A 13,973-nucleotide genomic window follows, 5' to 3' on the forward strand; every position below is an offset into this window, starting at 1 on the left:
CTATTACCTTTAATGAAGTGCTTGTCATCCTTGACAATATACCTGCTGTTTCTAATTAAGCTTTTGGTAAAGTAATAACAAACCGTGTCATCTGACCAAATTCGCTGTTTACGTTAAGCTTGCCATCATAATCTTTTACTTTTGCTTTAATGATATCGAGACCGACACCGCGTCCGCCATCTTCATCTGCATGTTCTTTAGTAGAGAAACCCGAAGAAAACAGTTGTTTGAGCAGCTCGCTTTGACTGAGCTGACTGGCTTCTTCTGTACTAAAACGACCGTCACTGCTTAACTTGGCACGAATGCTATCATAATCAATACCTTGACCATCGTCTTGCACCATCAGCATGAAATCTGAGCCGTTGTCTTTTAGTTCTAAATCAATCGTCCCAACCGCAGTCTTACCAATCGAATGACGAACACTTGGCGCTTCAATGCCATGCACCACGGCATTACGTAGTAGTTGAATGCTAATCTCTTTAATCGGCTTTACTAGATGTGCTGGTATGTCCGCTTGCATCAGCGTATTACTCTTTAGCTCTACTTGCTTGCCTTGTCTTGCGGCAATATCTTTTGCAAATGCTTTATAAAAAGACAAATGATCATCAGGTGCTTCATTACCTAGGTCGATATCCTGACCGATATCAGTATCTATGATACTGGTTGAAGGATTTGATGTCTGACTGTCAGTCGCCACCGTTTTTGACATACTGTTTTGAGCACTATTGTCATCTAACCCATTTGCAGTTGGTGCAGTCGCTGGTGCTGAACGGTTAATGCGCTCACCCAAGGTCGCGATGGTATTTGATAGGCTTAATAAGTCATCCAAATGTACGGCCAATGGCAAGAAATCGTTACCAGATAATTGACCTTGGTTTTGCAATGCGTGCAGTTTGTCTTCCGCATCTGAGGCAATCTTGGTAAAGCTATGCAGTTTTAGCGCAGAAGCTTCACCTTTTAAGCTATGCATTTCGCGATAGATGGCTTTTAGTTTGCCCTCAAGCTCGTATTGTGAGCTACCAGGATTTTTCAAAATATTGTTCATCTTCTCAATATGCATCTGCGTATTATCAATAAACTCATTAATAATCTTTGGATTTACATTTAGAATCGTGGTGAGCATCTCAATCTGCATATCATTTTGCGAACGCTCTTTTTCTAGACGCTGCTCTAAATATACGGCATCCGATACATCGTTGACGTTGACCAAAATACGGGCAATGTCTTTGTTGTCATAAACACGTGAGAACTTGAAGTCTAAGAAGCGATTATTCTGTGCTTTATCACCAGCATTGTTGTGTAGCATGACTTTGTGCAGTGGATTGAGAGAATCTACCAATTTTTCTTTAACGCGTGGATTGTAAAGCTGCTCAATAAATTGCTGTGTGGTTTTCAGATCTTTATCAGAAATACGCCCACGTAAAACGTTGGTAAAGTTCTCTCCTGACAATCTGTCTTCACCGATAATATCATTCAGTGCGCGAGAATGCTGCTGACCAATATTCAAGTCTTTATCAAGCAAGAATAGACCCGTATTTACCGTTTCCATAATTTCTTGCGTCTCGCGACGAGCAGCGAACGCTTCAGCATCGGTTTCACGTAAACGACGTACAAAGAAGAATACAAAGATTAGAAAGTAGGTAAAGATGGCGGCAACACCAAGTACCTGAATAAGACGAATCGTCGTCGCTTGGCGTTCGGTTTCGCTATAAACTTCACTAGTTAGTCTATCTAAAGCATCATTCATACGTAGGCTAGATGTTTTAGCTTGTTCATAAGCCAATGCCAGTTCATCCGAAGAATCTACTCGAATATCACTAGCGCCCTCAAGATAAGTTGCGATAAGTGGCTTTAGTTTATCCCAGTCTTGCTGCGCTTCTTCTAAAGCAGCAACTTCAGTCGCTGTCGTGATATTTGGGATCTGATAAGCATTACCAGCATCATCAATATATTCTGAACCTTCTCGCATACTAGTGAGCAATTGATTAATCTCTTGAGTATTACTCTCTAGTCTTTCTCTCACTCGCTTTTGATGAGGAGAATTGATATGCTCGCCTACACTACTTTGTAAGTCGAACAAATCCTTAATAATAGCCTGAGCATTATTAGCAGTTTTATTAGATATATTTACTAACGTAGTATTTCGCTCGAGAACACTTGAAGTATAAAACGTAAAGGCAAGCAGTATCCCAATCAATGCCAAGAAGGCAGCAATCGACAGAATCAAACCACGATAACGGGAGTTAGCGTTTTGAGTCGAAACAGTCATAGCATATTCCTTTTAATGTATAGATAAATTAATATTTACTGTTTATTTAAAGATAATGTGTTCTATAACTACTGCCCTTGAGTGTTTTTCAATATCTGTTGCTGCTGCAATGACGCTTTAGTTAAATCTGTTCCGAACCATTTAGTAGTTAGTTTTGCATAAGTACCATTTTCTTTTAATTCATTCAGTCCTGCGTTTACTTTTTTCAACAAATCAGGTTGGCTTTTATCAATAAGAAAAACTTTGCGAGCACCATCTGCTCTAATATTTTCGTAATCGAAATATTGCGGTTTTAGGCTTGGCAAGTCATTTAAGGTATAGCGGAGTACACCCGAATCATCTACAACTGTATCGACCTTGTCTTGTGCCATAGCTTCCACTGCTGCAAATGTTGTCGGATATTGTTCTAAAGAACCTACAGTGTATTTACCTTGTAAAAAATACTCATAAGGCTCTGAGTTACTCAATACACCAACCCTTAAATTACTAAGATCATTTAACGACTTAATATCTAATGAGTCTTCTAAGTATACAAGGCTAGTAGGAAGAGGTGCATAGGCGTCAGAAAGCAAATATTTATTGGCACGCTCGCTGCTATAAGTTAAACCTGCTGCTACCATATCCCGACTTTTATTATCTAAATTACCAAATAATTGTTCCCAAGTATCATTATAGACTTCAACTTTAAACCCTTGGTTTTCACCAATATATTGCATGAGTTCCACATCGAATCCAATTACATTTCCATATTCATCTTTAAATTCATAAGGTGCGTAATTTGCTTCGGTACCGACCTTAATAACTGGTGCCGTATCAGGCAAATCACTGACAAAATTATCTTTATTTTCTGTTACTGGCGTCCCAGTCGAATTGGCATTTTCTTGAGTGGAAGAGTTACCGCAGCCAAACAGTCCTATACTAAATACAATTGGCAATAGTTTATATAATTGCTTCATAATTCATCCTTTAAACTTTACGTTATATATATCAATAAATGACAATTTAGAAAGGTTAGGTAATATCTTCACAATATTTACTTACAAAAAGTTACGTGGATAATACTTGCCTACCTTTGCGATTGCAATAATTATGTTTGGTTATTAACCACAATTTGTTATATATGGCAAATAAAGGATATTAAGGGCGTACATAAGTCTACCCATATGACTAAAAACTTGTAATATGGTCTTGTTTTATGCACAGTTTTAGGCAGAAAATAAAATAAAAAGCACAAAAAAGCATCCCTACATAATCAATGTAAGAATGCCTTTTAAGAACGCCTTTTAAGATGCTAGTGCAAGACTTATAAAGTCTATGGCTTACTCCGCATCGTCCAGATTTAAATTACGATCTATCTGCCAAATTAAAAAACAGCCAAGACTCATTAAAGCGAACATCGCAATACCAATTTTGAGTACGGGATTAACTGGAAATAGGTTTAATAATAACCCACCAAAGATACCGACTGAAAACATAAGCGAGCCTTGTAGCGCACTTGCCATGCCCGCTCGGCGTTTTTGAAAGGCCAGCGCAATAGCAGAAGCATTTGGCTGGGTAAGACCTAAACCTGCGATACAGAAGAAAATACAAGCCAGCACCAGTGGAAGCCAAGCATCAGTACCCAAAAATAGACCTATTACAAATAGCACGCCTGCAGAAATAACCTGCATCATTGCACCAAAGCGCAAAATACTCAAAATACGAAAGCGATTGGTAAGCCACTGATTCAGCTGAGTCAAACCCACAAAACCAGCAGCATTCATCCCAAATAGCCAAGCGAAGTGGGTGGCGGATACCCCATAGGTATCCATAATCAGCTCAGAGGCTGAACTGATATAAACAAACATCGCCCCCATCAGCAGGCCGCCACCAATCGCTGGATAATTGAACGTCGGGTCTTTTAATAAGTCCCAGTATTGACTCAGTACTTCTCTTGCAGGACGTACATTACGATTTTCTTCAGTCAACGTTTCAAAGAAGAAAAACTTTGTGAGCAATAAATTCAACGTGCCAAAAGCAGCCAAAAACCAAAAAATAGAGTGCCAGCTAAAAAACTGTAGAAATAGCGCACCAAGCGATGGGGCTAATATCGGCGCTAAACCCATCACCAAAATCATAATAGAAAAGGCTTTTGCGGTTTGCTTAGCAGTCAATCGATCGCGAATCGCAGCACGAGTGACCACCGCGCCGACACACGCACCAAGCGCTTGCATCGTCCGCCCAACAAACAATACATACTCGTTATTAGTAGTCGCACAAATAATGGAGGCGATGACATATAGCGTCATACCGATATATAAAGGCTTAACGCGACCAACACGATCACTAAATGGTCCATAAAATAACTGACCAAATACCAAGCCTAAAAAATAGGCAGGAACAGAGTTGGCCATAAAGGCTGTGGATACGCCAAAGTCATCTGCCATAGATGGTAATGCAGGCAGATACATATCAATAGATAATGGCCCCACTGCCACGATAAGTCCAAGCATCATAATCCATGCAACAGGCAAATCAGCAGAGCGTACACGCTCAGAAGCAACGGGTCGATTGGGTAGAGAGGATTTTGGAGCAGACATATTCAGACCATTTTATATAGAGTGTATTGAATTTTTATAAAGGTTCAATACACTCTAGTGATTGTTATTGTATTACTCAGGCTTCCATTGTCTTTAATATTTAGTCTTTACTCAATACTGAAAACAAGGGTCATTGCCACCATTAGTGCACATTTGCATACAGCCGCGCAAGTGGATAGTGATATATCGTACTATCCGCTCACATTTCAATAGAGGTATGATGTGAATAAAACAAACAATAACAACTAAAAACAATCACAATAATTTGTCAAAATAGGTCTGAGCGTTAGCATAGCGGCATAATTAGTAAAAGATATTTAGCGGAACTGGCGCTTGCCAAATGCCGTACTGGCTTGCTTGGCTTTTCTTAACGCAAGCTTGCGATTACGACCGAGCATCATTTTAAGCTGCCATACTTTTTCTTTGTATAAAGTAGTGGCTGGCTGCTGGAACATAGCATTGACCACACGCTTACTCGCCAACACCGCATCAGGAGAGCGCTCTGCAAATTCAGCAGCGAGCTTTTGCGCCTGCTCAAGTGGCGCTTCATTGCAATGGCTGACAAGACCCAATGCTTTGCCCTCACTGGCAGTTACGATACGCGCACTCATGGCAAGCTCTTTTAGCACATCTTCACGTACCACGCCAAACGCCGATTGCGTCAAACCCATGTCTGGTACAAGCCCCCACTTAGCTTCCATAATAGACAGTTTGCAATCTGGATGACTGATACGCACATCGCAAGCCAGCGCTAGCTGAAGACCTGCACCAATACAATAGCCTTCTAGTACGGCAATGACCGGTACAGGCACATCGCGCCATACCAGACAAACACGCTGGAATGAACTCTGCCATGGCTTTATCAGCTCCCAAACGGCGAACGCTTGATTTTTTGGATGATTTAAATCACCCAAGTCGATGCCCGCACAAAACGTGCCTTCAGCACCATTTAGGATCACCGCACGTATCGTTTTATCTTTACCAATGCGTTCTGCAACGGCAATCAATTCTTTCACCACTTTAAAGCTCATGGCATTTTTTTTGTGTGGGCGATTTAAGGTTACCGTGAGTATATTGTCGGTCATACTAACTTGTAAGGTTTCATATTGGTAAGTGGCAATCGCGTTCATAACAATCCTTATTCATGAATAAAATAGAAATGGCATCTAAATACGATGCCGATACGTCTAAAGCTGATGGCAACAATATTAACAGCCTTGTTACGACGCTACCTCATCAATAACTGACTGCAACGATTCGATTCACCGTTAATGTCATAAAACCATCATTTCTAAATCATTTTCCACGTCATATCATTTTCACTCAAACGATGATAATTGAGCTGAGGATAGGCTGACAAATCTAGCGCCTGCAAATTATTTAACGCTGTTATTAATGCAGCATAATATGGCTCAAGCATGGCAAACTGCGCAGGTGTGGTGTGTTGGACATTCAACAAGCACTTATCTTCTAGATCTTGACTGGCCTGACGTAATTGCGGCACACCAGTATAACGACTGCCGCCTAAGATGCGATGGGCAATTTGCGCTAGCATACTGCGATCACGGGCGTCCCACGCTTGCGTCAGTGCCTGCTTTTCATCATTGATCGTATCAAGCATCATAATGATAAGCTTGGCTGCCAAGTCGGGCTTATTCGCTGAGCGGGTCAACGCGTCTTGCCAATCTAAAATAGCAAACCCATCACCTTCGTTAGCCCCCAAAGAGTGATGGCTTAAATGGTGGTGACTGCTGTCCCAACTCTTTGTTTCTTGCGCATATATGTGTGAATCTGTAGGCGTTGCTACTCCGTTGTGAGCACTATTTATCGGTGTTTCCGATGGCTTTAATAGTGGCGACTGTCCTTGTTTATGTAAGCGCAAGTTCTCATAGCGTGGCTGGGTGTCACGCGGTGTTTCGCGTCTATAATCCTCACGAGGTTGGCTGTCTCGCAAGTAGTTATCACGAATTTTCTTCAATGATAAAGGACGCGTTATTTTTGGCTGATTGATTGTATTAGAACCGCTATGACGGTTATTTTCATCCCCTTTCACCATAGGATAGGCAATAGTTGTAGAGTCTGATGGCCACGTTGAATACGTTTCAGCCTCCCCATTTTGTGAGTTGGTAGAGTGTGAATTCTCTTTTGATAAATCGAAGGTCTGCACATCAGTACTGTCCATATTGGTATCAGGCAACGCTGTTAACTGCGGCATTGTCGTTGTACGTCCAAGCCATTTTTGCAGCACTTGTAACAACTGAGGCTGGCTAATGGGTTTACCTACATAGTCATTAATGCCACTGGCGATCAGTTTGTCTCGCTCATCAGCCAAACCATGGGCAGTCAATGCAATAATCGGGATACGGCTATCATCATTTTCAATATTACGAATTTGTCTTGCGGCTTCATGCCCTGACATACGCGGCATTTGGATGTCCATGAATATTAGATCAATATGGCCTTTATCCTGAGTAGCGCCTTTATCGTCGGTATTCATCTCTTCATAAAGCGTACTATTTGATTTTTTGTTTACCTCATCGTGCGTTTCAGCTTTAGAGATTTGCGTTTTATTCGACAGACTTTGCTTATCATTCTTTGTGGTTTTAATATTTTTGGTTTGTTGTTTACTGATAATTTCTATGGCGTCAAAACCATTACTCGCTGTGATGACCTGAATACCAAGCTCACTGAGCAATGCATCGAGCACCAACAAATTAGGCAGATGATCGTCGACTGCCAGAACCGTCACCCCTGTCCAGCGCGGTTCTTGCACGCTTTTTTTGGTACTGCGGTTTTGGGTGTCGAGCATGGCATAAAGCTGTCTTTTGTCTAAAGGCTCATACAAAATATTGGCATGATAACGATTTAATAATGCTTGATCGGCAGCAACTTGATAGCCAAATACCGCAAGCTTACCTTGATAATGCAGACGAATTTGTTTGAGTAATGCCATCATATCGTCTTGGGTATCATCATCGACGATGACCCAATCCCAATAATTACCATGCTCTTTTAATGACTCAAGTACGCCCGGTAAGGAGTTGGCTTGGGTCAATTTAATCGGCAAATATTGCAAGCTGGCTTTGAGCACTTGGATAGAGGCGGTATGATTGATCCATACCAATACATTAAACTCATCGGTCTCACTCGCCAATGGAGCCAAGACCGGTAGCTCAATCGTCTGTCCTGTAGCCGCTTCCAATACATCGACATGTGCTGGCATCCGAAACCAAAACGTTGCGCCCTGATTGGCAATATTCTCTTGAGCATTATCATGAAAGCCAATATCACCGCCCATCAGCCGCGTTAATTGCTTGGAGATAACGAGCCCCAACCCTGTGCCGCCATACTGACGAGTGATTGAAGGGTCGCCTTGGCTAAAGCTTTGGAACAGCATCTTTTGATCGGCTAAAGAGATGCCCTTACCGCTGTCTTGCACACTGATCATGAGATAATTATCACGATGATCATCCAAGCTGACACGCACTACCACATCACCACTGTCGGTAAATTTAATCGCATTGCCGACGATATTGGTCAATACTTGCTTGAGGCGCAGGGCGTCGCCATTAATACGCATCGGTACATCATTATAAAACAGCACCGCCATGCGCAGACCTTTTTCTGCGGATACAGGCGAAAGCATATCGACCACGTCATAAATGGTGTCATAAAGGTCAAACTCATGACGATCAAGTACCAGCTTGCCCGCTTCAATCTTAGAGAAATCCAAAACATCGTTAACCAAGGCAAGCAAGTGTGCTGATGACTTACGTATGGTTTGCACGTACAAATCTTGTTCAGGGTTCAATTCGCCATGCCTTGCCAGCAAATTGATAAAGCCATCGATACTGTTTAATGGCGTGCGCAGCTCGTGGCTAATATTGGCCAAAAATGCCGATTTGGCTTGGCTGGTTGAAATTGCCGCATCACGTGCATTACGAATAGAGATGTTTTGCATTTCCATCTCATCAAAAGCAAGGCGCAAATCATCCTCGGTTTGCTCGGCATGGTCTTTTAATTCCTGAAAGCTCCTATGCAAGCGGCGTAGCGTTTTGACCAAATCTTGCTGTAATAAGTTCAGCTCACCATCTGACTCAACGGGAATAGGCTGATACAGATTGTCAACATGGGTACGCTGCAACTGCAAACGTAGCTCATAAATTGGTGCTATCCAGCGCTTTGAATAAATATTTAAACTCAGCAATAAAATCAAAATAGTGAACAAGCCAGTAATCACTAATGCCATGGCGATACGGTAGCGGGCGATATAGAGTGGTTCATTGTCCATATCGACGAGCAGCCACAGTTTTTGTCCTTCAAACTCCCCTAACACACTGCCATAAGCGGTTCCAATAGGTGTTGGTTGCTGCGATAAAAACTTCTCTGTTGTGTCTATTACAGGCCATGCTTCGTTCAGTCCATAGCCGACTGCGGCGAGCACTTGATTGCTTTCATTGATGATCGCAATACGCTGTACATGTTGCTCGGACTGCATACGACCCAGTTTATCTTGGATTTCCTCAAGCTTCGTGATGGTCGTTTGAGTGGCATCATTTGCTCTGACTTCGCCATCCGCATTGGGTTCGCCGTCTGCTTGCTGGCGATCTTGCGCTAACAGCTCAGGGATTAGCTCTGCAATCGCTGGGGTATAACGAATCAGCACCGCCTCCGCCAATACTTCTTGTTCGGAATTGCTGGCACGCATGGTCTCATAAAAGACCAAAATACCGCCCACCGCTGCCAAGATACAAATGGGTAAAAACACCAATATAATCAACTGGCCATACGCACTGCTAGTATCAAAACGTTTTTTGTATGCCATGCTAGCTTTACTCTCTACAGAAAATTGCACTATGAATCAATAGCGGCGGTAAGCGGTGTTAGCCAATCATAATTTTTTTAGGGGCTATTCTCATTTCAAAGCTATCGTCATTTTAAAAATAATAACTGCCTACCCATGATAAAATTTAATGGTTCTTGTTATTGCCGTACCTATATATTGCCATAACTATAACGCATTTCATCGATCATGGTGAGTGGCTATGACGCAAAGGCATTTTAACTGTCCAGCCCTTTTTAAACACCACTCATTTACCAAAATCTCTTGATGCCTTCAGCGTAGCCAAAAACAAAATGATATAATGACGCAACTTTTCATTTATTGCTATTTGGTTAAAGCGACAGAAATGTCATTAACAATCACTTCACTCAATAGCAGCCGTATCAAGATATTTATTCAAAAATCAAAATGACAATTAAAAAATAAACGGTAATTAAAAATCAATTTTAAAAATTAACAAGGATACTTTATGTCCGCAACGGCTATCTCCAACCCTAATTTCATTACTCAAGTCACCAAGCTTGCCGATTGCGTCGGTCAGACGCCATTGGTTAAATTACAGCGCTTACCTGAGCAAGAGCAGCTGACCAATGGTGCTGCGTTACTGGCCAAGCTTGAAGGTAACAATCCAGCGGGCTCTGTTAAAGATCGTCCTGCATTTAATATGATTTATCAAGCAGAACAGCGCGGTGATATCAAAGCGGGCGACATGCTGATTGAAGCCACGAGTGGCAACACTGGTATCGCTTTAGCCATGGTCGCGGCGATGCGTGGCTATCCGATAACGCTACTGATGCCAACCAATTCAACTCAAGAGCGCAAAGACGCTATGATTGCGTATGGTGCGACGTTAATCGAGGTGGATGAAGGCATGGAAGCCGCACGCGATTTGGCGCTGCAAATGCAAGCAGATGGCAAAGGCATCGTATTAGATCAGTTTAATAACCCTGATAACAGTCATGCCCATTACCTGACCACAGGGCCTGAACTGTGGGCGCAAACGGCAGGAAAAATCACTCATTTTATTAGCTCAATGGGCACCACTGGTACCATTACTGGTGTATCGCAATACCTCAAAGAACAAAATACAGATATCAAAATCATTGGACTACAGCCTGATGAAGAAGCTTCGATTGCTGGTATTCGCCGCTGGCCTGCAGCTTACATGCCGGGTATCTTTAACGCAGATTTGGTTGATGAAATCATGGATGTGGATCAGCGTATCGCAGAAGTTTATATGCGCAAACTGGCCAAAACCGAAGGTATTTTCGCGGGCGTTTCATCAGGTGCTGCAGCATGGGCTGCCGTACAAGTCGCTAAAGAAAACCCTGATGCTGTCATCGCCTTTATTGTCTGTGATCGCGGCGATCGTTATTTGTCGACGGGTTTATACAATATTCACGACGACAATATTGACGCCAGCAATGTCGATAACAATATAGAAGTTAATTAACGCACAGACAACGCTGCTAAGTTTAGTTGATTCAATCAGGATTTCTTATGTCACAAGCTCTACCATCCGACCCTATATTGGTCTTTGATATCGAAACTGTCGCTGATACCGATGCGGCGCGCCGTATCTATCCGCAATTGGCAGAGTTGAATGATGCAGATGCATTGAGCGCACTCACAGCGCTTCGAATACAAGAAGCTGGGCATGATTTTATGCGCTTGCCACTGCAGCGTATCGTCTGTATCTCAGCGTTATATATCAAAGATGGCAATTTTTCGTTGTTCTCATTGACCGCTGATAAATTTAGTGAAAAAGACATCCTTGCCAAATTTTTTCGGGCATTTAGTGACCTTGAAAAACTGCCTCAGCTTATTAGTTGGAACGGCTCAGGTTTTGATATTCCTGTACTGATATATCGGGCTATGCAATACGATTTATCAGCGCCATGGTTATTTGAAGAAGGCGAGCGCATCAAAAACATGCGCTTTGATAATTACGTCAATCGCTTCCACACGCGTCACCTTGATTTAATGGACAGATTTAGCCAGTACGGTGCCAGCCGCCGCGAAGCCATGGATATTGTCGCAAGCTTATATGGTCTACCGGGTAAAACAGCTGTCGACGGTAGTATGGTTGGTGAGCTTGTCAGCACTAATGACTGGCAAACGCTGTCTATTTATTGCGAGTCTGATGTCATGAATACATGGCTAATCTATTTGCGCTGGTTGCGTTTAACTGGACAGTTATCCTCACAAGATTTTGACGCTTGGCAGCAGCAGAGCTATGACTATTTAGTAAAATATACCCAAGCGGATGGTCATGCTCGCCATCAAGACTTCATCGCTGATTGGTCATCTGCGCCCACATCATAACAAGTGAAGTTATATGAAGGCGCGTTATAAGACATCGCGTTTATCCTCATTTTTTTAGTTATTTATCATTTATTATTAAGGCAGGTTTATGCAACCCACCGATTCAAAAACGTCTACAACCTCTGATGTTACGCCACCAACGAGCGAGACCCAAACGATTACTATTCCGCCTAATAAGAAAAAATCTAAACCCTCATCAAAGACACGCCGCCGCCTAAAGGATGCAGAACCTCTGCCCTTCACCATTGATGGTTTGTCGCATGATGGTCGCGGCGTTGCCGTTTATGGTAATGGTTTTGGTATAGACGATGGTCATGTCGAAGACAAACATGGCAAAAAAATCTTTGTAAGCTTTGCATTGCCGGGTGAAAGTGCCTTGGTCAAAATAACCAATAGCCGTGCCAGCTTTGAAGAAGGCGAGGCTGTCAGTATTACTGCCAACCCAAATTCTGAACGTGCCGTACCGCCCTGCCCACATTTTGGCGTCTGCGGCGGCTGTAATTTGCAACACTGGCAGCCAGACGGTCAAATCAACTTTAAGCAATCTGTATTGGCTGAAATGCTGATACACCAAGCCAATGTCACGCCTGATAACTGGCTTGCTCCCGTGGTTGGTGATCGTCTTGGTTATCGTACCAAAGCACGATTGGGTGTGCGTTATGTCACCAAAAAAGAAACCGCGCTTGTCGGCTTTCGTGAGCGCTCAAGTAACTTTTTGGCAGAATTAAATGAGTGTCATATTTTAGATCCAAGAATTGGTTTTGAGATTGAAAACTTAAAAACACTGATTAGTACGCTAGAGAGCCGTAATAAGATTGCTCAGCTTGAGTTGGCCATGGGTGAGGAAATGCCTGAGCTGCCAGATGGCAATCAGCCCGTTGCCCTTATCGTACGCAACTTGGAGCCGTTATCAGACGCTGATATAGAAAAGCTAAAAGTGTTTTTTGCCGCACGCAACTGGCAGCTATATTTGCAGTCTAAAGGTGCGGACAGTATCCAGCGTATTGCATTGACTGCAGATGATGACATGAGCCAGCAATTTGGTCGTTTATATTACCAATTGCCAGAATACGATTTGACTTTCGAGTTTATCCCGACAGATTTTACCCAAGTGAACCTGTCCGTCAATCGTCAAATGACCAAGCTTGCTTGCGATTTGTTAGACTTAAAAGCAGGTGAACGCGTACTTGATTTATTCAGTGGTCTAGGCAACTTTAGCTTGCCACTTGCGCGCCTCGTTGGTGAGACAGGCTCGGTGGTTGGTGTTGAAGGCAGTGAAGCGATGACCGCACGTGCAGCCGATAACGCACGTCGTAATGGCATCAATAATACAGAATTTTATAGCCAAGATTTGACGCAAGACTGTACTAATAAACCTTGGGCGAATCAGGGCTTTGATGCGCTATTGATCGATCCACCGCGTTCTGGTGCTTGGGAAATCATGCAGTACTTGCCGAAATTTAACGCTGAGAGAATCGTTTATGTCTCTTGCAACCCTGCAACCCTCGCCCGTGATACAAAAGCATTGTTAGAGCAAGGCTATCGTCTGACTCATGCTGGCGTAATGGACATGTTCTGTCATACCGGTCATGTTGAGTCCATCGCTCGTTTTGAAAAAGTAGCGGTGTAATTCAATTTACTGTTAAGTAATCGATTCAGAGCATTCAATAGCCATACTGCATGTCACTGAGCTTGATTCAAAATTTGAGTCAAGCGGTGGCAAAAAATGATGGTTATTTATCCTGATTAACCGCAGACATTACATAGCCTCGCTTGATTTGTCTCTTTAAAGTGAGATAATAGTAAACAATATTCCTAGGCTGGTTTTTTCAATCCTTGTGAACGTTTGCACTCATAGCTTTATATATTTTACGCGCATTTTATGACTGCTAAAAAACAGATTTTTTAGCAGTTATATTGGTTTATAGCTGATACTTTATGAATCGTAAGTTCAACG

General features: G+C 42.5%; 8 protein-coding genes. 3 read left to right on the forward strand and 5 right to left on the reverse strand.

The features are described 5' to 3' along the window. Positions 1-55 precede the first annotated feature (55 nt). From ACP7AE_RS07730 to ACP7AE_RS07750, 5 genes are all read right to left on the reverse strand, one after another. The gene (locus ACP7AE_RS07730) at positions 56-2,269 is read right to left on the reverse strand and encodes an ATP-binding protein (RefSeq protein ID WP_201539773.1); all 2,214 of its coding nucleotides are present in this window, start codon (positions 2,267-2,269) and stop codon (positions 56-58) included. Between the two features lie 68 nt (positions 2,270-2,337). Beyond that, positions 2,338-3,225 (reverse strand): substrate-binding periplasmic protein, encoded by an 888-nt coding sequence (locus ACP7AE_RS07735; protein ID WP_426242298.1) that lies wholly within the window; start codon positions 3,223-3,225, stop codon positions 2,338-2,340. 363 nt (positions 3,226-3,588) lie between these two features. Further along, positions 3,589-4,848, reverse strand: a complete 1,260-nt coding sequence (locus tag ACP7AE_RS07740; RefSeq protein WP_426242300.1) for a multidrug effflux MFS transporter — start codon at positions 4,846-4,848, stop codon at positions 3,589-3,591. 317 nt (positions 4,849-5,165) lie between these two features. After that, complete coding sequence (locus ACP7AE_RS07745; RefSeq protein WP_201501991.1) at positions 5,166-5,978, reverse strand: crotonase/enoyl-CoA hydratase family protein; 813 nt, start codon at positions 5,976-5,978, stop codon at positions 5,166-5,168. A gap of 161 nt (positions 5,979-6,139) precedes the next feature. Then, positions 6,140-9,673 carry an ATP-binding protein gene (locus ACP7AE_RS07750; protein ID WP_426242303.1) on the reverse strand — a complete coding sequence of 1,178 codons (3,534 nt, stop codon included), beginning with the start codon at positions 9,671-9,673 and terminating at the stop codon, positions 6,140-6,142. A 487-nt stretch (positions 9,674-10,160) separates the two neighbouring features. Here ACP7AE_RS07750 and cysM point away from each other — a divergent pair, with 487 nt between their 5' ends. The 3 genes from cysM (at position 10,161) to rlmD (ending at position 13,646) form a co-directional block, all read left to right on the forward strand. Further along, positions 10,161-11,144, forward strand: coding sequence for a cysteine synthase CysM (gene cysM / locus ACP7AE_RS07755; RefSeq protein WP_426242305.1), 984 nt, complete (start codon positions 10,161-10,163; stop codon positions 11,142-11,144). Positions 11,145-11,191: 47 nt separating this feature from the next. Then, positions 11,192-12,016, forward strand: coding sequence for a 3'-5' exonuclease (locus ACP7AE_RS07760; protein ID WP_426242307.1), 825 nt, complete (start codon positions 11,192-11,194; stop codon positions 12,014-12,016). 88 nt (positions 12,017-12,104) lie between these two features. Then, entirely contained in the window at positions 12,105-13,646 is a 1,542-nt protein-coding gene (gene rlmD, locus ACP7AE_RS07765) for a 23S rRNA (uracil(1939)-C(5))-methyltransferase RlmD (RefSeq protein WP_426242309.1), read from the forward strand. The last annotated feature ends 327 nt before the right edge of the window (positions 13,647-13,973 follow it).

Source organism: Psychrobacter sp. TWP2-1-2, assembly GCF_049896785.1.
GTDB lineage: Bacteria > Pseudomonadota > Gammaproteobacteria > Pseudomonadales > Moraxellaceae > Psychrobacter.

Excerpts from the sequence above, each read along its gene's own strand:
- cysM (WP_426242305.1), top strand. The coding sequence starts at position 10,161 with ATGTCCGCAACGGCTATCTCCAACCCTAATTTCATTACTCAAGTCACC.
- ACP7AE_RS07750 (WP_426242303.1), bottom strand. The coding sequence starts at position 9,673 with ATGGCATACAAAAAACGTTTTGATACTAGCAGTGCGTATGGCCAGTTG.
- ACP7AE_RS07740 (WP_426242300.1), bottom strand. The coding sequence starts at position 4,848 with ATGTCTGCTCCAAAATCCTCTCTACCCAATCGACCCGTTGCTTCTGAG.
- ACP7AE_RS07760 (WP_426242307.1), top strand. The coding sequence starts at position 11,192 with ATGTCACAAGCTCTACCATCCGACCCTATATTGGTCTTTGATATCGAA.
- ACP7AE_RS07745 (WP_201501991.1), bottom strand. The coding sequence starts at position 5,978 with ATGAACGCGATTGCCACTTACCAATATGAAACCTTACAAGTTAGTATG.
- ACP7AE_RS07735 (WP_426242298.1), bottom strand. The coding sequence starts at position 3,225 with ATGAAGCAATTATATAAACTATTGCCAATTGTATTTAGTATAGGACTG.
- ACP7AE_RS07730 (WP_201539773.1), bottom strand. The coding sequence starts at position 2,269 with ATGACTGTTTCGACTCAAAACGCTAACTCCCGTTATCGTGGTTTGATT.
- rlmD (WP_426242309.1), top strand. The coding sequence starts at position 12,105 with ATGCAACCCACCGATTCAAAAACGTCTACAACCTCTGATGTTACGCCA.